The sequence below is a fragment of the Prevotella sp. kh1p2 genome (genome assembly GCF_900111525.1).
In the GTDB taxonomy this organism is placed as follows: domain Bacteria; phylum Bacteroidota; class Bacteroidia; order Bacteroidales; family Bacteroidaceae; genus Prevotella.
In genome coordinates this window covers 37,702-64,449 of the sequence record NZ_FOHY01000004.1, presented here as the reverse complement: position 1 = coordinate 64,449, position 26,748 = coordinate 37,702, and the positions used below count along the sequence as shown (strand labels likewise).

The 26,748-nt window shown below is 53.7% G+C and carries 21 protein-coding genes; 15 read left to right on the top strand and 6 right to left on the bottom strand.

What is annotated here, in order from left to right:
* Nucleotides 1-11: 11 nt before the first annotated feature.
* The 6 genes from rsgA to BMW31_RS03610 form a co-directional block, all read right to left on the bottom strand.
* Nucleotides 12-944, bottom strand: coding sequence for a ribosome small subunit-dependent GTPase A (gene rsgA, locus BMW31_RS03635; RefSeq protein ID WP_091821151.1), 933 nt, complete (start codon nucleotides 942-944; stop codon nucleotides 12-14).
* A 129-nt stretch (nucleotides 945-1,073) separates the two neighbouring features.
* A complete protein-coding gene (frr, locus tag BMW31_RS03630) occupies nucleotides 1,074-1,634 on the bottom strand; it encodes a ribosome recycling factor (protein WP_091821148.1) in 561 nt (186 codons plus the stop codon).
* A 112-nt stretch (nucleotides 1,635-1,746) separates the two neighbouring features.
* Nucleotides 1,747-2,691, bottom strand: coding sequence for a CapA family protein (locus BMW31_RS03625; RefSeq protein ID WP_091821145.1), 945 nt, complete (start codon nucleotides 2,689-2,691; stop codon nucleotides 1,747-1,749).
* Nucleotides 2,685-5,147 carry a DUF3160 domain-containing protein gene (locus BMW31_RS03620; RefSeq protein WP_091821142.1) on the bottom strand — a complete coding sequence of 821 codons (2,463 nt, stop codon included), beginning with the start codon at nucleotides 5,145-5,147 and terminating at the stop codon, nucleotides 2,685-2,687. Before BMW31_RS03620 ends, BMW31_RS03625 begins: the two co-directional genes overlap by 7 nt.
* A 2-nt stretch (nucleotides 5,148-5,149) precedes the next feature.
* Nucleotides 5,150-5,740, bottom strand: a complete 591-nt coding sequence (locus BMW31_RS03615) for a hypothetical protein (RefSeq protein WP_255404804.1) — start codon at nucleotides 5,738-5,740, stop codon at nucleotides 5,150-5,152.
* Between the two features lie 67 nt (nucleotides 5,741-5,807).
* Nucleotides 5,808-6,281, bottom strand: a complete 474-nt coding sequence (locus BMW31_RS03610; RefSeq protein WP_091821138.1) for a GAF domain-containing protein — start codon at nucleotides 6,279-6,281, stop codon at nucleotides 5,808-5,810.
* Between the two features lie 399 nt (nucleotides 6,282-6,680).
* Here BMW31_RS03610 and BMW31_RS03605 point away from each other — a divergent pair, with 399 nt between their 5' ends.
* The 15 genes from BMW31_RS03605 (at nucleotide 6,681) to BMW31_RS03535 (ending at nucleotide 26,743) form a co-directional block, all read left to right on the top strand.
* Nucleotides 6,681-7,919, top strand: a complete 1,239-nt coding sequence (locus BMW31_RS03605) for a site-specific integrase (RefSeq protein WP_091821135.1) — start codon at nucleotides 6,681-6,683, stop codon at nucleotides 7,917-7,919.
* Between the two features lie 81 nt (nucleotides 7,920-8,000).
* Nucleotides 8,001-8,288 carry a hypothetical protein gene (locus BMW31_RS03600; protein WP_143049141.1) on the top strand — a complete coding sequence of 96 codons (288 nt, stop codon included), beginning with the start codon at nucleotides 8,001-8,003 and terminating at the stop codon, nucleotides 8,286-8,288.
* A gap of 196 nt (nucleotides 8,289-8,484) precedes the next feature.
* A complete protein-coding gene (locus tag BMW31_RS03595; protein ID WP_091821129.1) occupies nucleotides 8,485-8,814 on the top strand; it encodes a helix-turn-helix domain-containing protein in 330 nt (109 codons plus the stop codon).
* A complete protein-coding gene (locus BMW31_RS03590) occupies nucleotides 8,811-9,113 on the top strand; it encodes a helix-turn-helix domain-containing protein (RefSeq protein ID WP_091821126.1) in 303 nt (100 codons plus the stop codon). Before BMW31_RS03595 ends, BMW31_RS03590 begins: the two co-directional genes overlap by 4 nt.
* A gap of 96 nt (nucleotides 9,114-9,209) precedes the next feature.
* On the top strand, nucleotides 9,210-9,566 hold the full coding sequence (locus tag BMW31_RS03585; RefSeq protein WP_091821123.1) for a helix-turn-helix domain-containing protein: 357 nt from the start codon (nucleotides 9,210-9,212) through the stop codon (nucleotides 9,564-9,566).
* Nucleotides 9,563-9,916, top strand: a complete 354-nt coding sequence (locus BMW31_RS03580) for a helix-turn-helix domain-containing protein (protein WP_091821120.1) — start codon at nucleotides 9,563-9,565, stop codon at nucleotides 9,914-9,916. Before BMW31_RS03585 ends, BMW31_RS03580 begins: the two co-directional genes overlap by 4 nt.
* Before the next feature lie 31 nt (nucleotides 9,917-9,947).
* Nucleotides 9,948-11,495 (top strand): DUF4099 domain-containing protein, encoded by a 1,548-nt coding sequence (locus BMW31_RS03575; protein WP_091821117.1) that lies wholly within the window; start codon nucleotides 9,948-9,950, stop codon nucleotides 11,493-11,495.
* A gap of 73 nt (nucleotides 11,496-11,568) precedes the next feature.
* On the top strand, nucleotides 11,569-13,656 hold the full coding sequence (locus BMW31_RS03570) for a type IA DNA topoisomerase (protein ID WP_091821115.1): 2,088 nt from the start codon (nucleotides 11,569-11,571) through the stop codon (nucleotides 13,654-13,656).
* Nucleotides 13,657-13,815: 159 nt separating this feature from the next.
* Nucleotides 13,816-14,262 (top strand): DUF1896 family protein, encoded by a 447-nt coding sequence (locus BMW31_RS03565; RefSeq protein ID WP_091821113.1) that lies wholly within the window; start codon nucleotides 13,816-13,818, stop codon nucleotides 14,260-14,262.
* Nucleotides 14,249-19,984 (top strand): N-6 DNA methylase, encoded by a 5,736-nt coding sequence (locus BMW31_RS03560; protein WP_091821111.1) that lies wholly within the window; start codon nucleotides 14,249-14,251, stop codon nucleotides 19,982-19,984. The genes BMW31_RS03565 and BMW31_RS03560 overlap by 14 nt, the downstream gene beginning before the upstream one ends.
* 172 nt (nucleotides 19,985-20,156) lie before the next feature.
* Nucleotides 20,157-20,762, top strand: a complete 606-nt coding sequence (locus BMW31_RS03555) for a TetR/AcrR family transcriptional regulator (protein ID WP_091821109.1) — start codon at nucleotides 20,157-20,159, stop codon at nucleotides 20,760-20,762.
* A gap of 71 nt (nucleotides 20,763-20,833) precedes the next feature.
* The gene (locus tag BMW31_RS03550; protein ID WP_091821107.1) at nucleotides 20,834-21,967 is read left to right on the top strand and encodes a beta-ketoacyl-ACP synthase III; all 1,134 of its coding nucleotides are present in this window, start codon (nucleotides 20,834-20,836) and stop codon (nucleotides 21,965-21,967) included.
* A 251-nt stretch (nucleotides 21,968-22,218) separates the two neighbouring features.
* Nucleotides 22,219-22,767, top strand: coding sequence for a TetR/AcrR family transcriptional regulator (locus BMW31_RS03545; RefSeq protein WP_177166264.1), 549 nt, complete (start codon nucleotides 22,219-22,221; stop codon nucleotides 22,765-22,767).
* Nucleotides 22,768-22,944: 177 nt separating this feature from the next.
* Nucleotides 22,945-23,544, top strand: coding sequence for an RteC domain-containing protein (locus BMW31_RS03540; protein ID WP_091821103.1), 600 nt, complete (start codon nucleotides 22,945-22,947; stop codon nucleotides 23,542-23,544).
* A gap of 214 nt (nucleotides 23,545-23,758) precedes the next feature.
* Nucleotides 23,759-26,743: a T9SS type A sorting domain-containing protein gene (locus BMW31_RS03535; protein WP_091821101.1), complete on the top strand. Its 2,985-nt coding sequence runs from the start codon at nucleotides 23,759-23,761 to the stop codon at nucleotides 26,741-26,743.
* Nucleotides 26,744-26,748: the final 5 nt, after the last annotated feature.

The window sequence follows — 26,748 nt, the reverse complement described above, 5'->3', positions numbered from 1 at the left end:
GCAGCAGGTGGTTAGTAGGCTTCGCGGTACTTACTGCCGTCCTTGTCATCGAGCATACTGAGGTAACTTTGGTACCTGCTTGCGGCTATGTAATGGTCTTCCACGGCCTGGAGGACTGCACAGCCGGGCTCGTGTGTATGGGTGCAGTTCGAGAAACGGCACTTCTTGGAGAACTCGAAGATTTCTCGAAAGTAGCTGGTTATCTCCTCCGGCTCCATATCGAACGTGCCGAAGCCTTTTATTCCGGGCGTATCAATCACGTAGCCGCCGCCCGGCAGGGCTATCATCTCGCTGAAGGTGGTGGTGTGCATGCCCGTGTCGTGGGCGTCGGATATTTCCTGCGTGCGCAGGTTAAGGCCGGGTACGAGGCGGTTAATCAACGTAGACTTGCCCACGCCGCTGTTTCCGCTGAGCAAGGTTACGCGGTTGTGCAGCAGCGGAAGCAGCGAGTCGACTCCCTGACCCGTCTCGGCAACAATCTCATGGCACGCATATCCCACCGTTTCATAGAGGTTCACCATCATCGCCTGGTAGCGTTTCTCGTCCGGATCCAGCAGGTCGGTCTTGTTGAAAAGCAGGGTCACGGGCACGCTATATGCCTCGGCAGAAGCCAGGAAGCGGTCGATGAAGGTGGTGGAGGTTTGCGGATGGGCCACCGTTACGAGCAGGAAGGCGCTGTCTACATTGGCAGCAAGGATGTGGCTCTGCTTGGAGAGGTTCTGCGACTTGCGTATAATGTAGTTGCGCCGCTCATCGATGGCGGTGATGAACGCCGTGCCCTCCGGGTTGACAGCTATCTCCACGCCGTCGCCAACGGCAACGGGATTGGTTGAGCGGATGCCCTTCAGCCGGAAGTTTCCTTTGATTTTGCTTTCCACAACCGGCCCTTCGTCGGTCTTGACCGTGTACCAGCTGCCTGTATTCTTGATGACTAATCCGTGCATTAAGATAAAAGTAACATAAAATAAGGATAAAAGCAGGGAAACACAAAAGGGTAAAAAGGCAGGTTGGATGCACGCAGTCAGGCTGCGCCATCTGCCCTTTGCCTTTTTACCCTTTTGCTTTCAAGCCTGCTATACGGTCATGATTTCCTTCTGCTTGGCGGCCAGCAGCTCGTCCACACGCTTGATGAAGCGGTCGTGAACCTTCTGCAAGTCGGCCTCGGCGTCCTTCTCGTTGTCTTCCGAAAGGCCGTCCTTGATGGCTTTCTTCAGTTTTTCCTTGTAGTCGGCGCGGGCGTTCCGTATCTCCACTTTGGCCTTCTCGCCTATCTTGTTGCACTGCTTGACCAGCTCCTTGCGGCGTTCCTCGGTGGGTTGAGGTAAGCGGAGGATAACCATCTCGCCGTTGTTCTCGGGCGTGATGCCTACATCGCTGTCCATAATACCTTTCTCTATGTCCTTGATAGTCTTACGATCCCAAGGGCGGATGGTGATGGTGCGGGCGTCGGGAACAGACAAGTTGGCCACCTGGTTGAGCGGCATCATCTGTCCGTAGCTGCTCACCTTCACACTGTCCAGTATGGCTACATTGGCACGACCGGCGCGGATGCGGGCCAGTTCTTCCTCTAAATAAGCCGCTGCTTTCTTCATTCGAGCCTCGGCATCACCCAAAGTTTGTTTAACGTCTAACATATTTATGAATGTATTAAGTTTTCAATGATACAAAAATAGGTATTAATTCGCAATTCCACAAGCATTTACCGGTTTTTTTAAATGCAGCACCCGAGAATGGGCTTCCATGCCGTCAAGGCCGCACAATATGCGGCACGCAATCGCTGATGAGCACCAGCAGGGCCTCTGTGCGCGCCTGGGTAGCGGTAAGGCGCAGGCAAACAACGCAGGCACGGGTGTTCAGCGGGCGCGTCTGGTCGAAGATGAAGTTGCCTATTCCGTAGTAGATGATGCGCCCGCGGTAGTTCTCCGACGGCTGCAGTGTGTGCGTGTGATGGCCCACGATGAGGTCGGCGCCAGCGTCGATGAGTGCATGCGCCACCATGCGTTGATGCGGAATGACCTCCGTGTGGTGCTCCCAGCCCCAGTGAGGCATCACGATGATGTAGCTGTCAGGGTAGCTTCTGCGCAGTGAAGCCACGCGGGCAGCGAGGCTGTCGGCACTCTCCTGCGCTACACAAGGGCTGCCCGGAAGGTATGCAAAGTTCTCTAACGTCATGCCGAGGGTAGCCAGCAGAAACACTTTTCGCGGCTTCTCGGCCAGCAGAACCGGCTTCACGGCCTCCTGCAGGTTGCTTCCGGCGCCCACGGGAGTCATTCCCGCCGCCCGGATGTTGCGCTGCGTGTCCATCAGTCCTGCCCTTCCTTGGTCTATACTGTGGTTGTTGGCCAGTCCGAGGTGCGTAAACCCGTGCCTCCGGAGTGCCTGGAGCCACTGCGGTTCGGCCCGGAAGATGAAGCGTTTGTACACCGGCTGCCGGATAACTGTTGCCGGACATTCGAGGTTACCCACAACAACTTCGCTACTGCTGAACAGTTTCTCAACGCCCGGAGTGAACAAGGCATCAACTCCCCTGTGCTCAATGAAGCGCCTCACGCCGCGATCCAGCAGCACATCTCCTGTGAAGACAACCCGCAGCGTGTCGTCTCCGCCGCGTGCCACGGTCGTAACCATGCACAGCAACAGCAGCAAGGCAGCACGCCGAAGCCATTTGTCAGAAAGCAGAGCGGTCAGCATCCGGTACTGTAAAACACCTCTTCGTTGGTGGTGGGCATGGCTTCTGCCGGAGCCGTAACATCTTTCATCCAGGCCGGAGTGCCCGTTTCGGGAGCCTCCTTCACCTGCTTCTGCCATTCCTCATCCGTGAGGCGAGGCTCACCAAGCGACTTGCCGAACTCGCGATACGACAGCACGCCGCCGCGCATCAGGTACAGATAGCCGCCCACGGGCACCACAACATAGATTTCATAGGCCGGTCCCGTGGCTTCGTAAAGTATGCGTTTCCGGTTCTCCGGTACATTGTCGCCGTTGGCGGTGAACACATCGGCCACCACTGCCACATGTTTGTCGGCGCTCTGAACGTCGTTCCAGTCCATGAGAAACTGGTCTTCGTTGCGCACAAGGTCGAGCGTGATGTACTCTATCTGCGACCCCATGATGCGGATGGAGGCATATTCCTCCGCCGTAGGTTCGATGCCCTGCAGCTCCTTTTGCGACATGCTGAGGCAGAACTTCAGCTGTTCACGGATGGCGGTGGTGGTGCGCAGCACTTTCTCAGTTGTGAGTCCGTAGCGCTGAAAGGCTGCTGCAGTGGAATCAACAAGCCCCATCGCCGCCTTCCAGAATGCCACATTGGGCTCCACATAGCCCTTTACCACGGGCGGTTCGGGACCTCCGCCGCCACATTCGGCCGCTGCCGGTTGCTTAGCATACAAGATGGCGTCGTGCTTCAGTTCAGCCCACGAGGCCAGCATGGCGTTCAGATTCTTCTTTCCCCACTGCTCTCTGCGCATGAAGAAAGGATAATCGGGCCGGCTGTTGTTCATCTCCGCCAGCGTCTTCAGCCAGCGGTTGGCGATGGTCGACTGCCAGTCGGTGCGCCGGGCCACACGGGCAGCCTTGTCGAGAGCCACGGCGAGCGAGTCCCACTGTTCGGTTGAGTCGTTCAGAAGGATATCCCGCGCCAGGCCAACACCCATTGCCGCAGCCACGTCAAGCCCCTTGGGACAGGGCCGGAGTGACGGTCGGGAGTGCGTGTCGATGGTTTGCAGCAGCATTTCAGCATCGGGTTGATAGCGCTGGGGCATGAAGTTGACCTTGTAGCGACTGGTATGGACAAAGGCCGGAACGATATGCGTCTGCCTCCGGGCTATCTCCTCCACCTGCCGGCGCAGGCGTTTCATGGCCTTGGTGTTGGTAACCGGCTTGCCCATAGGGCGCCAGGCATCGGCCACCTGCAGAATGGTAACATTGTCGGGGGCGCCCATGAGCAGCGTCAGCGGTTCCTCCAGCCGGCGATAGGTGGCTGTGGTGGCCGTATCGGCAGTAACGGCCTCGGCCAGCAGAGCTGCCCGCCGCAGCTGTTCGGGATGGTCGGTGCCCAGCGGAACCGACTGCAGCCACATCATTGCACGGAAGTAGCGGCCGGCCGTCTCGCTGCGTGTATAGTGCCCGCGGGGGCGGAACAAGCTGTAGGCAAACGGCACATTGGCGGGCGAATAATCGGGCCCGAGGAAGCGGGAGTACGCATCTTCCGCCGCCTCCACGTGCTGCAGCTCTTCCTCAACCATAGGTTTACAGGCGCCGGATACGGCCGGCAGCGTGTCCGTAAGCAGCTTCAGCGCCACCGCCATGTAGGCCCGGCACCACTCGGCATCGTCGGCCGCCTGGCCGAAGCTGCCCTCTGAGAAGTGCGCATATACCTTCCGGCAGAGCACTGTTGCCACCGAGTCGAGCCGCTGCTCCTCCACATCGCGCAAAACGGCATCGAAGTAAAAGTGGAAAAGCTGCAGGAAGAGGTCGGTAGTGACAAAGTTGGGAAACATGCCGTAGTCATTCTTCTCGTACACATGGAACAGTTGGTTGTGCCGGGCGGGAACGACGGCAAACCCGTCTTTGGCCAGATGCGACAGGAGAGCAGGCTGGATGGTGTCGAGCTGGAACGTGTTGACGAGATTGTCTACACGAACCTGCGAGCTGTCGGCCGAGAAATTAGCCTTCAGCAGCTCCTCTTCGCGCGCCTTGAGTCTCTTGATAAAGGCCTGTTCGGCAGCCGAATAACGGTAACGGGGTTTGAAACCAGCGGCCTGCCGAGCCTGTTTCCATTGCTCTTCGGTGGCCCCATTCTGATCTACTCCCATCTTGATGAACTGCTGCTCATAAGCTCTCATCTCCAACTCCTCGTCTTTGGCCCACTTGCCGTACAGGGTATCGGGGTACCAGGACGTTGCGCTGTAGATTGCCCGTAAGGTGGCGTCCTCAAAAGGATAACCCTGACGGGCTGCGAAGGCATTGCGCAGCACGCGCAACTCGCTGATGCTGAGCTTCGAGATATCCATCCCGAGGTCTACGTTGCGGTTCAGTTGCTCCACGTCAATGTGCCCCTTGCCGGGCAGGACGACGTGTTTGGACTGCGACCAGACTGCCAGCGGCAGGAGCAGGGCTAACAAAAAGACGATTGTTTTTTTATTCATGGTCACTTGTTTGAATGTTTTTCGTCGAGCAGATGACAGGCTTCGGCCAGCGTGACGTCCTGCGCCACGAAGCGCAGAAACGAGAGTCCGAAGTCGTCCCAGCCATATTCGGCCACCATGTAGCGGCCGTTGGCAGTGGCTTCTACGCTGCGCACGCACGTGCCGGTCCACCTGAAGTCCTGCAAGAGGCCGCCTAACTTGGAGCCGAGCCACATGGGGCGCACGTGTCCACGCACCTGTTTGAAGATGAAGAGGCGCCTGCCGCGGCTGTGGAAACGCGTTTGCCGCACCACGCCCACTAAGGCCTCGGTGCGCCCGTCGCCATCTACATCGCCCGTCTGGAAGCGGTACACCGGGTCGGCAATGCGCCAGCGGTCTTCTCCGCGGCCGGTCTTGAGGACGAGGAAGCCCGTAGAATCCCGTCCCGTCTCCATGCTGAAGGTCTGCGCGCAGGCATCACCACCCGGCCACAACACGGCGAGCAGGATGAGGAGAAGGCGCCCCACGCCCTCTGCCCTCTGTGCCCTGCCGCCGCGGGTGCTGCCCCGCGGTGGCACGCCATGCCGCCTGTTCATTCGCCCGCGTACCTTCATAGCACATCAGAATTTTATCTTTCATAGCCCCGCTGACTTGCAGCCGGCAGGCATGGAAGCACGAATTTTACTGCCACAGCTCGCCGGCAACGATGCTGACGATGCGTTCCAGCCACTCGCGGTCGGTCTCATCGAACTCGTCCGGGCGCCTGCTGTCGATGTCGAGCACCGCGCGGAACACCTTATTATCATCGTACATGGGCACCACAATCTCCGAACGAGACAGGCTGCTGCATGCGATGTGGCCCGGAAACAGCTCCACATCGGGCACTATCAGCGTGCGTCCTTCTTTCCAAGCCGTGCCGCAAACGCCCTTGCCATAGGCTATGTTGTAGCACGCCACGGGCCCTTGGAACGGCCCCAGGCGCAACATGTTGCCGTTGCGTTGCTGATAAAAGCCCACCCAAAAGAACCTTTCGGGGAACGCATCGTGCAGAGCAGCCGACACGTTGGCCAGCACGCCCGTCTCATCGGTCTCGTTATGCACCAGCGCCTCAATCTGGCGCGCCAGCAACTCGTATTTTTCAATTTTCTCGTCCATATCCTGCAAAATTAAAAAATTCTTCTTACAACAACGAGAAAACCGGACAGAAAAACGTATATTTGCGGCATAAAAGTGAGTATATAGTCTGAAAAATGGAAAAACATAGCGATACGGTTGTAATTCAATGTCTTATGTAACTTTTGAAGAAAGGCGCAAATGTCAATTCATGTCTTGGAAAAGCCTACTTAGGACAAAGTTCCGTAACCAAATCGTAACCATGTCCTCCATTCTGGACATGGTGTAAAGATACGGATAAATGGTGAGATAGCCTCCTGATGGCCATAAAAATATCATCATTTCGTGCCCCCTTGGATTGCTTTTCTTCATTCCTCTATGATTTGCCGTGTAGCGAATGACTCTGCATTGAATAATTTTGCAAACAAAACAATTAAAGCAATGAAGAGTACATTTTCAGTCATCTTCTATCTGAAGAAAGCAAAGGTCAGTAAGGACGGCACATCCCCCATCATGGGCAGGATTACCGTCGACGGAACCCGGTCACAGTTCAGCTGCAAGATTTCCATCGATGCCCGTCTCTGGGAATCCAAGGGCGGTCATGCCATCGGCAAGAGCGTGGCCTCCCGTGAAGTAAACCGCACGCTGGACAAGATTCGTGCAAGCATCACCTGCCATTACCACAGTATCATGGACAGGGACAATTTCGTCACTGCCGAGAAGGTCCGCAACGCCTTTCAGGGAATAGACAGCCACAGCCATACCCTCATGAAACTCTACGAGGACTTCCTTGAGGACTATTCCAGAAAAGTGTCATGCGGCATGAAATCCAAAGCCACCGAACAGAAGTACAGGGCCGTATATGGCCATCTGTGCCGTTTCCTGCAAGTGCGCTACCATGTCAGCGACATGTCCCTGAGGGAAGTCCCGTCCTCCTTCATGGAGGACTTTGAGGCCTACCTGCACGAGCGAAAACTCAAGCAGAACACGGTGTGGCTCTATACTTTCCCTCCCCGCATGCTCATGCACAAGGCACAGGAAGAGGGCTGGATTTCCCGCTATCCATTCCCGAACTATATGATAGAGACGGAAGACGTGGAGAAGGGCTACCTTACGCAGGACGAAATCAGGCTGCTCATAGAAGCCCCCAAGATGAATTACAAACGCACGCTTATCCGGGACTTGTTCCTTTTCTGCACCTTTACGGGACTTGCCTTCATTGATATGGCACGTCTGAAGGAAGAGAACATCATCTCCAATCCCCTTGACGGAAGTCTCTGGATACATACCTACCGTAAAAAGACAGGTGTGGAAGTAAACGTGAAACTGCTCGACATCCCACATCGTATCGTGGAGAAATACAGGGGACTCTGCGAGGACGGCCGGCTGTTTCCCGCGCTGCCTTATGACTCCTGCAAGGATATTCTCAGAACGGTCGCCAAGAAATGCTCCATTGATAAGCATCTCACATGGCACATGGCCCGCCACACGATGGCGACGGTCGTATGCCTTTCCAACGGCATGCCTTTGGAGAGCGTGAGCCGCGTACTGGGGCACAAGTGCATCCGGAGTACGCAGGTCTATGCGAAGATAACCAACGAGAAGCTGGGCAGTGAGATGGACAGCCTTTCAGCCAAGCTCTCCGGCCTGAACAAATGCTTCACGGCAGGTACATTCTAAAGGAAGGAGGAAAAGATGAAACACAGGGATTGTTTTTATTTTGAGGGCAGTGCCGTCCGCATGACGGGCTGTCAGATCCGTATGACGGAACATGAACTGGCCGAACTGTTCCATACCACCGTCGGCCTCATACGAAAGGGCATCAGGGAAACAAGGAAAGACGGCTTGCCGGTGAGAGTGGGCGCCGAAATCCTTGAAAACGGCCTGCTGGAAGAGGTATATGATACGGAAACGGTGTTGGCCGTTTCCTTCAGGATCCAGAGCGGACATGCCGCTATGTTCAGGAGATGGCTGGCAGGGAAAGTCCTCCAAAAAGAATGCGACATGATGTCTGTCTTCGTGTCCATCGGACATGGAACAGGATGCTGAAGAGCACTCACCTATTGTATAATGTGTAAGCGGGAAGTCCAGAACGGTCTTCCCGTTTTTCGTATTTTTCGGTCCACTTCCAAAGTGCCACTTGCTACCATTTGGATGCCACATGCTGCCACCTTGAAGCAAAGGCATTGAGGAACATGGTTCATTGTCTATTTTTGCATCCATCAAACCGTAAAAACAGCATAAAATGGAAGTTGTCATCATTGAAAAGAAAGCATTCGAGTCGCTCCTTTCCCATATTCAGGACCTGTCGGCGGGTATAGACAAGCTCTGCGACAAAAATGAAGGGCAGGCCATGAACGTCTGGCTTGACAGTGAGGATGCCTGCCGCCGTATGCGCATATCGCCCCGCAAGCTGCAACGCCTGCGGGATGCCCACCTGATCGGCTGCTCACAGGTAAACCGCAAGTTCTATTACCGTGAGGATGACATCAGGCGTTTCATGGAAGAATGTAAAAGCACAGACTCCGGAAACGTGCCTTGCACAAGACAAACCGACCAAATCCTGAAGCCATGAAGGAAAACATATTCACAGAGCACGGCGAACCCATTGCGGGAGCCCTGGACTCCATGAAGCGGAGCAGCCATAAACTCTCCCGCTTCATGAAGTGCTACCAGCCCATGCTGAAGGGAGAGCGGTATTTCACGGACAGGGAACTGTCGTTCCTGCTGCACGTGAGCCGCAGGACCTTGCAGGAATACCGCAATGAGGGACTGCTTTCCTATGTCCGTATCGGCGGGAAGGTACTGTACCGCGAAAGCGACATAAAAGAGCTCCTTGACAGCCATTATCAGAGGGCCTTCCCACGAAAATGAGGAAAAAACGGGAAAAATCTCACGGTGCTCACGCGTGAGCACCGTGTCCGTCAGAAAGATACATCCTATTTTTGCACAGAACCAAAAGCAACACCGATGGAAGTAATCACAATCGACAGCCGCGCCTACCACGAAATCGTGGGGCGTATTGAAGAAATCTCATCGTTCATCAAAGCACATGCCAAAGGCTATGACATGGTCCCCGAACCCATGCTGAGCAGCAGAGAGGTGGCAACGATGCTCCATGTCAGCATGCGCACCCTCCAACGGATGCGGACAGAGGGGCTTATCGCTTACTGCATGGTCCACGGCTGCTGCCGTTATCACATGAACGAGGTACGCCGCGTCATTGACAGCGGAAGCGTCCGGAGTTCCCCCGCAAGTCTTGATGAACTTGCAGCAAACCTGAAACTGCGTACAGCAGGCAACCATCTCAAAAGACATCTGCCATGAGTGAATTACTTGACAAGGCCACATTCGAGCGCTGGACTGCCCTCATTGCAGAACGCCTTGACAACATTGACGAAGGTCTCAGTCTTCTTACCAATGCCAGAAACACAGAAACGGAAACGGAGGTGGCAGGCAGTGCGAAAGACCTTTTCGAGGGCGAGGAACGGCTGCTTGACAATCAGGACCTGTGCCTGTTGCTTCAGGTCAGCAAGCGGAGCCTGCAACGCTACCGCAGCGAAGGGCATCTACCCTACAGGATGCTCCATCACAAAATCTATTACAAAGTCCGTGATGTCCGGGCATTCATTGCCGCCCATATCAGGGACTTCAACAATGACCTTCTACTGAAGTGAGCTTATGTATCATCCATAAAACCGTTATGACATGGAAAAGAAAACCAAACAGCAGGACGTGCTTGTAGTCCGTGACGAGAAGACCGGTGAGGTCAGCGTGGTGGCCGGGCTTGACAGCAAGGGCTACCCCAAGAGGGTGCCTCCCAGGCAGGAACACTTCAATGAGTTCCTGAAATTCGACAAGTCCGGCGACATGCTCGACAATTTCATGATGAATTTCCTCCGGCAATGCAGGGAGCCCACCCGCTTTGGGTTCTACCGCCTCGCGGCCGAGCAGGCCGAACAGCTCTTAGGCGTCATGAAAGAACTTCTGAAGGACCCGAAAGGAAACAAGGACCTCCTTTCCCCACACAAGGTAGATACCGCACCTTATGAGCAAGCGGTGAAACAAGAACAAACATCAAATTCACAGGACATGAAAGAAAAGACAACGCAGGACGGGGCACAGCAGGAGACCGCCACCGTCCAAGAGAGAGCACAGGAAAAGAAGAACGGCTATCAACCCATCGACGAAAGCCGGATTGACTGGAAACAGCTGGAAACACAACTCGGCATCAGCCGGGAGGCTCTGGAGAAATCCGGAGATCTCAGGAAAATGCTGAACTACGGCAAGTCCGGTCTGGTAAGGATAACCCCTGAGTTCGAGGGCGTGCCTATGGAGACAGCCGCACGCCTTTCATTCGTGCCACGGCCCGACGGGCAGGTCAAGCTTGACCTTCATCTTATTCGTAAGGAAGCCAACCTTGATCTTGAATACAAGGGACACCAGTTCTCCGAGGACGACAAACGCAACCTGAAGACGACGGGCAATCTCGGACGCATCGTCGATCTTGTCGACAGGGAGACCGGCGAGGTCAAGCCGTCCTTCATCAGCATTGACCGCCTGACCAACGAGATCACCGACATTGCCGTGAGCAAGGTACACCTCCGCGACACCATCGGCAAGTCCGTCCTGTCGGAGACGGAAAAGAGCCTGCTGCTTACCGGCGCCCCGCTGAAGGACAAACTCATCGAACTTGAAAACGGGCGGAAGTTCACGGTGACTTTGCAGGTCAATGTGGAACAGCGGGGAGCGGAGTTCGTTCCCGGAACAAGCCGGAGCGTCAAGGACTCCCAGACACAGAAACAGGATGGAACGGGAGAACAGAAGGCCGTGCAGCCCCGCGAGCGTGAAAACCGCTGGACGACCGAAGACGGCAAGATACGCCCCATCAGCAAATGGAAGAACATCAACTTCACGGACCAGCAGAAACAAGACTACCGGCAGGGGAAGACCGTCAAGCTGGAGAACGTCCTTGACAAGCAGGGACAGCCATGTACGATGTACTTGAAATTCAACATGGAAAAGGGAAGGCCCTTTACGCACAGCAAGAATCCCGACGAGGCACAGAGAGTCGCGCCTTCCAACGAAAGCCGCACACAGGTCGCCGTCAATGACGAAGGCAAGACCAACGAGGCGACCAAGCATGTGCAGGAGCCCTTACAGAAAGGACAGGTAGCTCCCAAAGACGGACAGGAGCAGAGCCGGCAGGAGGCGAGGAAACCTTCCGCCAAAAAATCCAAAGGCATCGGCATGTAAATAACACGGCATATGCCACCACTGAATCCACTTATCCCAGACATTGAAAAGAACAAGACAACAGGAAAACAAAATGAAAACGATTATTGCAGAAAAACCGAGCGTAGCCCGTGAAATCGCCCGTATCGTGGATGCCCGCAAGAAGGAAGACGGCTACTATACCGGCAACGGCTATGCCGTGACATGGGCATTCGGGCATCTCGTACAGCTTGCCCTGCCCGAGGAATACGGCATCAAGGGCTTCAGCCGCGCCTCCCTCCCCATCATTCCCCGGCAGTTCAAGCTCGTTGCCCGACAGGGGCGAACGGACAAAGGATACAAGCCCGATGCCGGAACGGTCAGACAGATAGGCATCATCAAGCGGCTTTTTGACCAAAGCGAGCGTATTATCGTGGCGACCGATGCCGGACGTGAGGGCGAACTTATCTTCAGAAATCTCTATTCCTATACAGACTGTCATAAACCCTTCGACCGCCTGTGGATCAGCTCCCTTACGGACAAGGCCATCCGTGCGGGACTGGCCCATCTGGAAGACGGGGCAGGCTATGACAATCTCTACCTCGCCGCCAAAGCCCGCAGCGAAGCCGACTGGCTGGTGGGCATCAACGGGACGCAGGCCCTGAGCATTGCGGCAGGAACGGGGACCTATTCCGTCGGACGCGTCCAGACACCGACGCTTGCGATGGTCTGCTCACGCTATTGGGAAAACCGCCGCTTTGTCCCGGAAGCTTTCTGGCAACTGCACATTGCGGCAGACAGTACCCTTGGAACACCTGTAAAGTTTTCCTCCGAAGAGAAATGGAAAGACAAGGACATGGCGGAGAGACTCTACGGAGAAATCAAGGATGCGCGCAGTGCCCGGATCACCCGCGTACAGAAAAAAGAGAAGAGAGAGGACAGTCCACTTCTCTATGACCTCACGACCCTTCAGAGGGAGGCCAACAGCAAACACGGCCTTACGGCGGATGAGACCCTGTCCATAGCCCAGAAGCTCTACGAGGCGAAACTCATCACCTATCCCCGCACCGGCAGCCGTTATATACCGGAGGATGTGTTTGCCGAGATTCCCCAGCTCCTTGACAAGCTGAAAAAGGACGATGTTTTCGGTCGCTCAGTCTGCGGTCTCACCGAGCTTTCCCGCACCTGTGTGGACAACAGTAAGGTCAGCGACCATCACGCCCTTCTCATTACGGGACAGCCTCCCATAGGCATTTTCAAGAAAGACCTGACGGTTTACCGCATGATTGCGGGACGCATGGCAGAGGCTTTCTCCGAATGCTGTATCAAGGATACGACGGTCATCGAGGCGGAGTGCGGGAACGTGAGGTTCACCGCAAGGGGAAGCGTCGTCAGGCAGGCCGGCTGGCGAGGCGTCTGTCAGGAGGAACAGGAAGACACCATCCTTCCCGACTGGAAGGAAGGTGAGACCGTTACCCTTTCCGCCTGTTCCATCACGGAGGGCAAGACCAAGCCCAAGTCCCTGCATACGGAGGCAAGCCTCCTTGCCGCGATGGAGACAGCAGGCAAGGAGATTGAGGACGAGAAACTGCGGCAGGCATTGAAGGACTGCGGCATCGGCACTCCTGCCACAAGGGCATCCATCATCGAGACCCTGCTTGGCAGGGAGCTCATGTATAGGGTCAAGGCAAGCCTTGTACCGACAGAGAAGGGCCTTGCCCTTTATTCCGTCGTCAAGGACATGGACATTGCCAATGTGGAACTGACGGGACGGTGGGAGGCCGAACTTGCAAGGATAGAAAAGGGAGACCTCGGCGATGATGCGTTTATGCTTGAAATCAGGGAGTACACCAAAAAGGTGACGGCAGACCTGCTTGCCTCGGACAAGCTCTTCCGGGGAAAGGAGAGCGGGTGCCGCTGCCCGAAGTGCAAGACCGGAAGGATGCGCTTCTACGGCAAGGTCGTCAAATGCGACAATGCCGAATGCGGGCTGCCCCTTTTCAGGCAGATAGCCGGCAGGACACTTTCCGAGGGAGAGGCCGTCCAGCTGTTGGAAACAGGAAAGACCGGCCTGCTTAAAGGCTTCAGGAACAAGCAGGGCAAGTCCTTTGATGCCTGTCTCATGCTCGACGGGGATTTCAATGTGAAATTTGTGTTCCCTGATACGAAAAACAGGGGGAGAAGACCGAGAAAAGAAAAATAATCTGTACCTTCGCCACTGGTTCACCTGCATGGGTCGTTTTCTTTCTGGAAATACACTTTGCAGTGGATTTAGTGGTGGCACTTCGGGAGGGATACCCGGAGTGCTTTTTTCATATGTCCCCCATCATTGTATTCAAACACCAGCTAAATCCATCACCCAATGAAGAAAAGAAAACAACCCACCGACCTTTCGTACTATGGTCTCTATCTGCAAAGATACCTTACGGAAAACCATTTCCGGCAGGCTTCCGACATGGACTTCATCCAAGAGCGTGCCATGCTTGCCGCAGAAGTCTTCGAGCATTCCCGCAGGGAAGGCTGTTCGGTCTTCGGATCGCAGGAACTTGCCATGCAGGAACTCACCAGAGGCCTGCACCTGTCCCCTTACTCAATGCTCCATACCATCGTTGAGCAGGAGTTTGAGCGTGAAATTCCTGTCCCAAGAAGGGAAGCCTTCACGGCAAGGCTCCTGCCGCTCCTTGACAGCGTTTTCTCCATATACGATATAGGGGACGGGGACTTTGAGTCCGGAGAGGACTATGAGAATCTGTATGCCGAGCTTACCGGTGCCGTCGCACTTTACATCAGGGACTATGGCAGCATATAACAGAAAGGCAAGGCTCGCGGGCAACATGGAGGCTATCAGGCTCATGTTCGATTTGGAACGTGAGGGACGCAGGCCTACGGCGGACGAGTGCCAAATATTGGAAGCCTACTGTGGCTTCGGCGGACTCAAGTGCATCCTCTGCCCGGCCGAGAATCTGGCCGATGCCGTCCATTGGGTGAAATCCGACCTTGAGCTCTTCGCCCCTACGGTGGAGCTGCACAGGCTTATCAGGGACAACAGTGACTCTCCCCTGCAATACAAACGCTACATGGACAGCCTGAAGTCATCCGTGCTGACGGCTTTCTACACCCCGGATGAGATAGCCGGCACCATCAGCCGCGTGCTGAAAGAGAACGGCATTTCCCCCAAGAAAGTCCTTGAACCCTCCGCAGGGCGCGGCGCGTTTGTGGATGCCGTGATGGAACATCATCCCGAGGCTGACATTATGGCCTTCGAGAAGGACCTCATCACGGGCAAACTGCTGGCGCTTCTTCATCCCGAGCAGAAAATCCGCATACAGGGATTCGAGAAGATAGAAAAGCCATTCCTTGACCATTTTGACCTTGCCGTATCGAACATCCCATTCGGCGATGTGGCAGTCTTTGACCCGGAATTCGACAGGGGCACTCCTGACCGCAGGGCAGCGGCAAAGAAAATCCATAACTATTTCTGCCTGAAGGGGCTTGACGCGGTGCGGGACGGAGGACTCGTTGCGTTCATCGTGCCGCAGGGCATACTGAACAGCGATGGCAACAGTGCCACGCGCCACATGATGCTACGGAATGCCGACCTTGTCTCTGCCATCCGCATGCCTAACAACCTCTTTGTGGAAATTGCCAATACGGAAGTCGGGTGCGATCTCCTTGTCTTGCAGAAGAACAGCACGAAGACCGACCTGACTCAGGACGAGCAGTTCCTGCTCCACAGCATGAAGGGCGGAAACGGCCGGGTAGCGGACAATGAGTATTTCATGAAGCATCCTGAGTGCGTCATCCACACAAAGGCGCAGCTTGACACCGACCCTTACGGCAAGCCTGCCATGATTTACCTGCATGAGGGAGGTGTCAGCGGCATAGCCCATGATCTCCGGCCCCTGCTTGCCAAACATATATTGACAAAGTTGAATATCGACAGGTATGAAGGCATTGGGAAGACAGAAAGTCCACGGACTATGCAGACTGCATCATCTCCAGCCGTGACGGACTCCATTTCACAAGATGAACCGCTAAGTGCAGAAGAAAACCCCAAGCCGGCAGCCGAAGCGGAGCCTTCGCCCACGCCCGTGCTTTCTCTCTTCGACCTGTGGGAGTTCACCGAGGAAGAGCGCAAAGAGGCTTTTTCATCCAAAGGCAGGAAACGGCGTTCCCATGATAAGGGTGAAAAGACAAGAAAGAAAAAAGGAAAAAGCCCGGCCGTCAAGATTATTGAGCAGGGAAATGTAAAGGCAGCGCAAGCGAGACAGGAAACCGCAAGGGATGACGAGGACGTCCGGGCACATCCCGATGACCTGTACGCTTCCATCAACTGGGAGGACAATCCCCCCATCAACGGCTTCTATGAGGTGATGATGGGCCTGACACCTGAGAAGCGTATTGCCCTACGTTACGAGGCCGAGTGGCACAGGCAGGAACAGCTGAAGCAGACGGGACAGAAGGACACACTGGACCCGGCCTTCATTCCGAGCGGGATGAGAAGCAGGGAACCGCAGATGATGCTGGACGGTCGAGAGCCGGCCACGGAGGAACCAACAGACACGGATACCTCCAGACCTCTGCCAACTGAGCCGGAAACGGTTCTCCCTCACAGAGAATCGGAAGAGGAAGAACAGCGTCGGAAAGAGGAAATGCTCAGGGAACGTCCCTTACAGCAGAAACTGCGGCCGCATTACAGGGAGGGTTCCATGATACAGGAATACACGCTGGAATATGGCTATCAGGTCGGAGTCCTGAAGGATGTAACTCCCTATGGGGCCGTCTTCAAGCCGCTCGACCTGCAGGGTCTGCAACGCGAGAAGTCCCTTGCATACATTCATGTCAGGGACGCCTACGAGCAGCTCTACGCCTACGAGGCGGAGAGACAGGAGGAACACAAGCCCATGCGCTCCAACCTGAACACCTACTATGATGAGTTCGTGCTGCGCTACGGCAACCTGAATGCAAGACAGAACGTGGGCCTGATACTCATGGACGCGGGTGGGCGCAATATCCTTGCCTTGGAGCGTGAGGAAGACGGAAAGTTCGTCAAGGCGGACATCTTTGACCACCCCGTTTCTTTTTCCACGCAGGAAACGCTCCATACGGACAGTGCGGAAGAGGCGCTGTCCATGTCCCTCAACCTGTATGGGAAGGTCAATCTTGCATACATGCAGTCCCTCACGGAGAAAACGGAGGAGGAACTGCTCTCCGACCTCAAAGGGCGGGTGTACTTCAATCCGCTTGCCGGGACATACGAGGTCAGCGACCGCTTCATCGCGGGCAATGTGATAGCCAAGATAGAGGACATCGAGCGGTGGCAGGGTGAAAATGGGAAGGATTCCCGTGTGGACGAGGCACTTGCGGCATTGAGGGATGCCGTACCCGAGCCCATCCCGTTTGCCGACCTCGACTTCAACTTCGGCGAGCGGTGGATACCCACTGGAGTGTTCTCCGCCTACATGTCCCATCTCTATGAGACGGATGTTACCATCGGCTACTCCCCGACACTTGACGAGTTCTCCGCGGAGTGCTCGCAGAGGACGATGAAAATATACGAGGATTACCATGTGAAGGGATATTACCGCAACTATGACGGCATATCGCTCCTGAAGCATGCCCTGCACAACACCGTTCCCAACATGATGAAGAGCATCGGCAAGGACGACAACGGCAACGACATCAAGGTGCGCGACGCGGAGGGCATACAGCTTGCCAACAGCAAGATAGACGAGATAAGGAACGGTTTCACGGAATGGCTGGAGGCGCAGTCGCAGGAGTTCAAGGACAGGCTGGCGGACATGTACAACCGCAAGTTCAACTGTTTTGTGCGCCCCCGGTATGACGGCTCGCACCAGACTTTTCCGGACCTTGACCTGAAGGCCCTTGGCCGGAAGTACGGCATATCCTCGGTCTATCCGAGCCAGAAGGACTGCATCTGGATGCTCAAGCAGAACGGCGGCGGCATAGCGGACCATGCCGTCGGAACGGGAAAGACGCTCATCATGTGCATTGCGGCGCATGAGATGAAACGGCTCTCGCTGGCCCACAAGCCGATGATCATCGGCCTGAAGGCGAATGTGGCGGAGATTGCGACAACCTACAGGACGGCATATCCCAACGCGAGAATCCTCTACGCCTCGGAGAGGGACTTCTCCACGGGCAACCGCGTGCGTTTCTTCAACAACATGAAGAACAACGACTATGACTGTGTCATCATGTCGCACGACCAGTTCGGCAAGATACCCCAGTCGCCGGAAATGCAGCAGCGTATCCTGCAGGGAGAGCTCGACACGGTGGAGGAAAACCTTGAGGTGCTCAGACGGCAGGGCAGGAACATATCCAACTCCATGCTGAAGGGACTGGAGAAGCGCAAGCACAACCTCATGGCAAAACTGGAGAAGATAGAGAACGACATCAACAGCCGGAAGGATGACGTGGTGGATTTCGCGGAAATGGGCATCGACCACATCTTCGTGGACGAGAGCCACCAGTTCAAGAACCTCATGTTCAACACCCGCCACGACCGTGTGGCAGGACTCGGCAACGCGGAGGGCAGCCAGAAAGCCCTCAACATGCTCTTTGCCATCCGCACCATACAGGAGCGCACGGGCAGGGATTTAGGGGCGACCTTCCTGTCGGGAACGACCATCAGCAACTCGCTCACGGAGCTGTACCTGCTCTTCAAGTACCTCCGTCCCAAGGAACTTGAACGGCAGGACATACGCTGCTTCGACGCATGGGCGGCCATCTTTGCCAAGAAGACGACGGACTTCGAGTTCTCCGTGACGAACAACATCATACAGAAGGAGCGCTTCCGCTATTTCATCAAGGTGCCGGAGCTGGCGGCGTTCTACAATGAGATAACCGATTACCGCACGGCGGAGGAAGTGGGCGTCGTCCGCCCGGAGAAGAACGAGATCCTGCACAACATTCCGCCTACGCCGGATCAGGAGGTGTTCATCCAGAAACTCATGGAGTTCGCAAAATCCGGGGATGCCACGATACTCGGCCGTGAAAGGCTTTCGGAGTCGGAGGAAAAGGCAAAGATGCTCATCGCCACCGACTATGCCCGAAAGATGGCGCTTGATATGCGGATGATAGACCCGGAGAAGTATGGCGACCATCCCGACAACAAGGCAAGCCATTGCGCAAGGATGATCGCGGAGTATTACAGGAAGTACGACGCGCAGAAGGGAACACAGTTCGTCTTCTCAGACTTGGGTACCTATCAGCCCGGGCAGTGGAGTGTTTACAGCGAAATCAAGCGCAAGCTCACGGAGGACTACGGCATTCCTGCCTACGAGATACGCTTCATACAGGAGTTCAAGAGCGACAAGGGGAAGCGTGCGGTGATTGAGGCCATGAACGAGGGTTCTGTGCGGGTGCTGTTCGGTTCCACCTCCATGCTCGGCACGGGCGTGAACGCACAGAAGCGGGCCGTGGCCGTGCATCATTTAGACACGCCGTGGCGACCGTCCGATCTGGAGCAGCGCGACGGGCGTGCCGTGCGAAAAGGCAATGAGATAGCCAAGCTCTATGCCGACAACAGGGTCGATGTCATCATCTATGCCGTGGAAAAGTCGCTCGACAGCTACAAGTTCAACCTGTTGCACTGCAAGCAGACCTTCATCTCCCAGCTTAAATCGGGAGCGATGGGCGCGCGTACCATTGACGAGGGAAGCATGGACGAGAAGTCGGGCATGAACTTCTCCGAGTACATGGCCATCCTGTCGGGCAATACCGACCTGCTCGACAAGGCACGTCTGGAGAAGAAAGTGGCCGCATTGGAAAGCGAGCGCAAGTCCTTCAACCGTGCCAGACATGAAACCGAGGGCAAGCTCCGGGAAATGACCGACACGGTTATATATAATAAGGTGGTGATTGAGAAGATGTCCGAGGACTGGCAGAGGTTCTCTGCTGCAGCCAAGACCGACAAGGAAGGCAATTACATCAACGCACTTCATATCAACGGCTTCGATTCCCATGACGAGAAGACTATCGGCGCGAAATTGCAGGAGATAGACCAAAAGGCCAATACGGGCGGCGTGCCGCAGGTCATCGGTGAGATCTATGGCTTTAATGTCCGTGTGACGACAGAACGGGTGTTGAGCGATGGACTGGAACTGACACAGAACCGTTTTTCCGTAGAGGGCAACTACAAGTACCAGCACAACTACGGACAGCTGGCGAAGTCCGACAAGGAGGCCGCCGCGAGGAATCCCCTCCGTGCGTTGGAGCATATACCTGCCACGCTGTCGCAGTACAGGGAAAGAACGGAAGCACTGGAACAAAAAATCAGGCAGATGCAGCCGATTGTGGCCAAGGTATGGAAGAAAGAAGAGGAACTGAAAGAACTGAAGTCGGAACTTGCCGCTCTGGACAGAAAGATACAGTTGGAACTGGCTCAGCCCTTTCCGGATGTGCATGATAAAGGAGAATCAGAAGGACATGTGGAAAACAAAGAACAAAAGGCTACAGTCAGTGTGCTGGCCAGAAATGTAGGCTATGGCAGCAGGCTGGGCGTATAGATACCGGAAAGGGGCGGGCGAATGGTTTCCTTAGAATTGAAATTCCACATTCGCACTCTGCCATTCTTTCCCGCCCCCCTAATAGAAACCATACGGTATGTTATACAAAGGTACAAAATTATTTGCAATAAACCTTTTATTTTCTTACTTTTGCGAGTAAAACAAGAAAAAAATGCGCAAAAGTCACAAGGAACAATTGTACAGGGCTGCTTTCCGGCTTTTCATTCTCAATGATTTTAACGGCGTTTCGATTTCTGATATTGAGAAAGCCTCGGGAATGACTCGAGGTGCCATCTTCTATTATGCTGATAGCAAAATGGATTTGTTTAGGAAAGTTCTGGATACCTTTGTGGTGGAAACTCAGAATATAGAGAACAAGATGGCCCTGAAAGAATATGGCAGTCTTGGGACATTCATCGATGCCTATGTGGACGGTGTTGAATACACGATAATGCAGCTGCAGGGCATACTTGGAGATATTCCTGACGGTACGAGCAACAGAGCCTATATTTACCTTGTCATGCAAATATCCAGGCACTTCCCTGACTTAAGAGAAAAGTATCTCGTTTACAGGAACAACGAACTGAGCAAATGGATCTCCGTATTGCACAAGGCCATAGAGGACAAGGAGATACGGGCAGGAATTGACATAATGAGCATGGCACGCACATTTACAAATGTTTTCTATGGTCAGTCTTTTCTGGACTCCCTTACAAATGGGCTGGATGTCGTCTGCCTCCGCCAGCAGATGCATAATTTATATAAAGTGCTGAAATAATTCTCTTTTTTCTTTTGTCTTTATGATATTATTGCTATATTTGCGAACATACTAATCATTATGTAGCAAAAATGAGCAATCAAGTATTTATTACGAAAACCGCTTCGTTCCTCCCCAATTTTCCGGTGGGGAACGATGAGATGGAGGATTACCTTGGAAAAGTTGGCGGCAAGCCGTCACGGGTGAAAAACATCATCCTAAGACAGAATGGCATCAAGACACGCTATTATGCCTTGGATAAATCAGGACAGATCACGCATACAAATGCGCGTATGGCCGCAGAAGCCATCAGGACCCTGCTGCGTGGCATGGGAAAAGAACGTGTGGAGGTACTCACATGCGGATCCTCAACCCCGGACCAGATGCTTCCTTCTCAGGCCTCCATGGTCCATGGGGAGGCATTCGATTATCCCTTGGAGACTTTCTCCCTTGCAGGTGTATGCCTGAGCGGTGTAGCGGCCTTGAAGACGGCCTTCATGTCCGTTGCCAGCGGGAATTCCCGAAATGCCGTATGCAGTACATCCGAGTTGGTTTCCCCCCTGATGTTGTCAAAGTTCTTCGAGGAGGAGTACAGCAAACTGATACAAATGGAGCAAAATCCCATACTGGCTTTTGAAAAGGACTTTCTCCGCTTCATGCTGTCGGACGGTGCCGCTGCCGTATTCCTGTCAGACCGCCCCGCAGGCGAGAAATCACTTGAAATAAAATGGGTGGACACGGTATCGTATGCCAACCGGCAACCTGCCTGCATGTATATGTGGGCTGACTATACTCCAGAAGGGCGTTTCCAGAGTTGGAAGGAATTTTCTGCCAAGGATATTGGCGAACGCTCTGTCTGGTGTATCAAGCAGAATGTCAAACTGCTCAATGAATTCGGAGTTCCCTATTTCGCCGAATCCGTCAAAGATGCCTTAGGCAGACATCACCTCGACCCTGAAAGCGTCCGTTATGTGATCCCGCACATTTCTTCCATGTATTTCTATGGCAGACTGGCGGACTCGTTGAAGGAAAAAGGTGTAGACCTCCCCACGGAGAGATGGTTCACCAACCTTCCAACGGTAGGCAATATAGGAAGTGTGTCTGCTTATGCAGCCCTGGATGAACTTGTCAGGACAAAGCCGTTGGAAAAGGGGGACCGAATCCTTCTGCTCGTTCCTGAAAGCGGGAGATTTTCCTATGGTACGGTCCTGCTCAGGGTCTGTTGACACTGAAAAAGGCAGAAGAAACCATAAAATCATCAGATTTATTTTGATTTCTCAAGAAAAAAACTTATTTTTGCAGAAATTTTAGAGGATTCATAATCGTCTTCCAAAGTGTAAATGTGGAAAATTTCAAAAGGAAGGACTGACGATGTGAAGTCTACCGCCGTACGCATAATATGGTGTGGGGACTTTCGTCTTTCCGATGGCTTTTTCCACGGCCTGCACTTTGGGCGATTGTTTCCCACACTTTTATTATGGGTAAGGAACTGGGTACAAAAAATGAGATTTTAAGGAAGACATATCAGCTTATGTTTACCTATAACTGTGAATCCATAACCATTGAACAGATAGAGAAGGCTACGGGAAGGACAAGAGGAGCTATATTTTATTTCTTCCGTGACAAGCACGAACTGTTCAATGATGTTATCGACAGTTTCTTCTTTTCAGTTTTCAACTCCATTGATAACCTCGAGATTGCAGGCTGGAGGACAGACTCCTCGCTTTGGGATTTTTACTCAACCCCATTTGAGAGGGTTCGCAACATTATTCAAATGGACTTTGGCGAACCACATGCTGACAAGGCTTTGCTCAATATTATGTCTCAGGGGGTTAAGGTATATGCCGGGTTCTGCGCGAAAATGAATGCGGCATTGGAGCATGAGAAAAGTATGCTGACTGATTATTCGAATACAATCGGAAAACCGGTAAGCGAAGATGAGATACGGAACTTCTTCGTAAAACAGTTAGGGGAAATCTTCGCGAAAGCCTATGGCCTTCAAGTTGTTTATAAGGCAAACAACTGATGAAAGGGCATGGAAGGGCGTATCCATTGTGTGTTTTGTGAATAAAACCTAAAAAACCTGTCGACGATTAAAAATACCAATTAAAACATACTATTTGGTATTTTTATTTTGTTATATTTGCTTCCCGTTAAATAATATGCTCATCACAGAGGGTATGGGCATACATTCTGTCATATCATGAGAGAGTTGAATAGGCTTACGAAGAGCAAGTTCTTTCGTATCATAAACGGTGAGATTTCAGGTGAAGGTATAGAAAAGGCATATGAGAGCTTTATACACCGAATTGCAGAGATGTGCAGTCATGGAACCAATGGCGGCGAAGGGATACTGGCACTTATCTTTGCGTATACAGAGATTGAGATAGAGCATGCTCAGAAAGGCCTGAATAGCCACTCGGCACAATGGGTTTATGCCGGAAAAGCCGTGAGCCTTATGAAAAAAGTGGTACGTTACTATCCACTCTTCCAATCGTCTGTTGCTCGGTCTGTTAGACGTAACAAACCATCCAAACTGCAATGGACGGGAAAGGCGGTGGACCTCATGGAACTGGTATATGGATTGGACTCGCTGAAATGTATCAATGAAGGCAATTTGTCTCTTTTGGAACTGTCCGAAGCGCTCTGTTCGTTCTTCAATTTTCAATGCAAGGATTGTTATAGGGTATATTCCGACATTAAACTGAGGAAGAAGGACAGCAGGACCTATTTTCTGGATAATATGAGCCGGCAGCTGAACAGGAGAATGGAAGATGAGTTTAAAACTTTAAAGCAAGAGTGATTCCTTGCGGCTCTATCTTTCCCACAAAACAGGCGTAAATATCAGGCTTCTGCAAAAAACCAATAAAAAAAAGTCACACTGAAGCAAAAAAAAATTAGAAAAAACCATTTGGTATTTATTTTTTTTAGTATATTTGCAGCGAACAGAGTTCTTGCGGTAATTTTAGGGATTTTCCATACCGCAAATTTGGAGTGAGTAACTAAATCCTAAATATATGAAGAAAATTCTACTCCTAACCATCGTTTTTGTTCCTTGCTTCTGCCCATTGGCAGAAGCCCAGAATCCGGGCGGTGTCCATTCCCCGGAAGTATGGTTCAGGACGGTTCCTGTCAGCAACAACCTCCAAGGCTATTATTTTTGGAAAGATCTGTCGGGTGATTCCGTGAAAAACTTACTTTATGACAGCCGCGGTGCTGGCTATGGAACAGAGTTCCGCCAACAGCGGACGAACATCAACACGTTCAACTTCAATCCTGCGCTCAACCTCTCTGAGCGTGACATGCCGAAGGAGGCCCTGCTGAGATTCTCCAATCTATCGCAGGCGACCATTATCGGCATCTTCGCCCCGTCAGTTTCCACCTACAACAGTGATGCCGTGGTGTACAATGTCGATGGGCGCAGCGGGGGCGGTTCCCTGCTGAGCAAGGACAAGGTTGTGCGCGGCACAGGCATAGATGCCCTCGACTACGGCAAAGAGCATGGTGAGGACCTGATGTATTCAGAGTCGGACTCGCTCAGTGCCGACGGCTTCCGCGAGAGCAGCCCACGCATCGTTTCCTACCTGAAGGCGGACCTCCCGCAACATTCCGTATGGGGTGAGGGCAGCCGTTCCGTCATCACGACAGGATACGGCTATTCTTCCAATAATGTAAACAGCAATACAGGCTATACCGGTTCTTTCGGCAACAGGACTTTTGACGGCTATACCCCGGAGCTGATAGCCTACGGACGGATGCTCACCCCGTTGGAGCGCAGGAAGGTGGAAAGCTACCTTGCCATCCGCTATGGCGTAACCCTCAAGGGCTCCTATTTCGGCAGCACGGGCAACCTGCTCTGGGACAGGGATGCCCTCGGCAACTACCACCACCGGGTCACGGGCATCATGCGTGACGACTCCGGCAACCTGTACCAGCCGCTTTCCACGACAAGCTACGAAGAGACACCTTATTATACTGTCATACCAGAGAACGACACTTACTACAACCGGAACTCCTACAACCTTCCTACTTCCTCTCGGCTGCTCGTCATGGGACGGGAGTATGCCTCGCCCATGCGGAACGGGGACTATCTGCTGTGGGGCGATGACGGCGGCGATGTCGCCACCTACCAGCCTGAAGAAGACTCTCCGTGGCATATCATGTCACGCAAGTGGACTGTCAGGACCAACATGGATTCCATTCCCGATACAAAGCAGCTCTGGAACACCTCCGGGCTTGCCGTCAGCCGGGAAGGCTTCACCTATCAGCTCAGGCAGGACAGTACCTCTACCTCCCCTTATGCCGTAACAAGGACTTCCGACGGTCAGGAGACCTACATGGAGTTCACGCTCCCCGCTTCCGCCCCGGCCTTCGACGTAGGGCTGAACAGTGACGGAACGGGTGTCTGCACCTATGGCTACCGCTTCCAGAACGGACGTATCTATCCCATCGTCGGTGGTAAAGTAAACGGCGACCGCGCCTTTGCCGGAACGTCGGGCAGCAGGATAGCCGTCAGTCGGAAGGGTGGCAGCATGACCCTGCAGGTAAACGGAAACGGCTCTTCGGAATCAGCTATTACCGTTCCCGACAGCCTTGGCTCCATATCTTCCCATGCGGTGATTGCCGTGCAGGGAACTGGCACGAAACTCAATCTGGCCGATTTCCGTTTGGGTGGTTTCGGTGACACGGGCAATCAGGCGGAACTGGGCTATCAGCTGACACGAAACAAGGAATTTGCTCCTTACCGCAAGAACCGCACACTGCTGCTCATCGACCGCAGCGGTGAGGGCGACATCAATCCGGAGACTTCCCTGGCCATCCGCTGCTCGGGCTATGACGGCACACGTGGCAAGACGATCTTCCATAATCTGTTCTGGGACACGGACAAGAGTGGCTCCGATGTCTTCACCTTTGCCTATTTTGACGGCATCCTTGCCGATTTCACTCCCTATCCTTCCAGTTGTAAGGACGGCAAGGCACAGAAAGACGGACGCATTGTCATCCATGTAACCGTCGGAACTCCGGCATACACCTACACGCTGACGGCAGACTCCGTCAAGGGACTTGCGAGGGATTCCATTGTGAGCAAGGGCTCCTTCTCCACGGACACCCTCACTTTGACGGGCCTTCTTGCCGGCACCTACCGTCTGGAGGTCACGCAGTCCGGCGGTATGACCCTCAATGCCTCTGTCAGCGGAAACGACAGAGGCGGCTATGCCTTTTCAACCAAGACCTATGCCAATCCAGAATTCTCATGGAGCATAGGCGACAATACTTCTTCCTATAATGCCGGACTTGCCACAGGTACGGTATTTGGAACCTTTATCAGCTACGGTTTTTCTATAGACGGCGGCATCGCTGCCATTATCGACAAGGGGATGATCGTTCCCCATTCTGCTTTCAGGATCAGGGAGGGAGACGTCCTTACCCTGAAAGTCTTCGACCGTGTTCTGGAATACCGTGTCAATGGCAATCCTGTTTACAGAACCCGCATCCCGACGAGATACTGGACGCTCGGAGCCGTGTTCAGTGCGGGTACCTCGTTCCTCAGTGGCGTTAGTGTGAACGGTAGCCCCATCGAGTTTGGCTACACCTCGTCCAATGTCAGTGCAGAACAGGCAAAGGAACGCAGTTATGTGCGCACCGTCATGGTGGGCAACGAATGTGATGCCACGCTGCCCAATGGAGTGGCGCAGGCCAAACCTGCGGAGTCGATTTCTCGGACAACCTCCATCGACAATGTGGAAACTGGCGGCCCGTCAGCCTTCACGATAAGGACCGGTGCGGACGGCTCGCATACCCTGACGGCTGAACTGACCCTCAGTGATGAAAGGGCAGCTACCCTGCTGATCTATGACACGGCCGGAAAGCTCGTCAGCGAACAACCGTTCAACGGCGGTCAGCACAGGAGCTTGTCCGTCAGTGTCGGTGCTTCCGGTGTCTACATTGTCAAGGCTATTACCGACGGTGAGGAATTCACGAGAAAGGTCATGGTCAGGTGATTGCC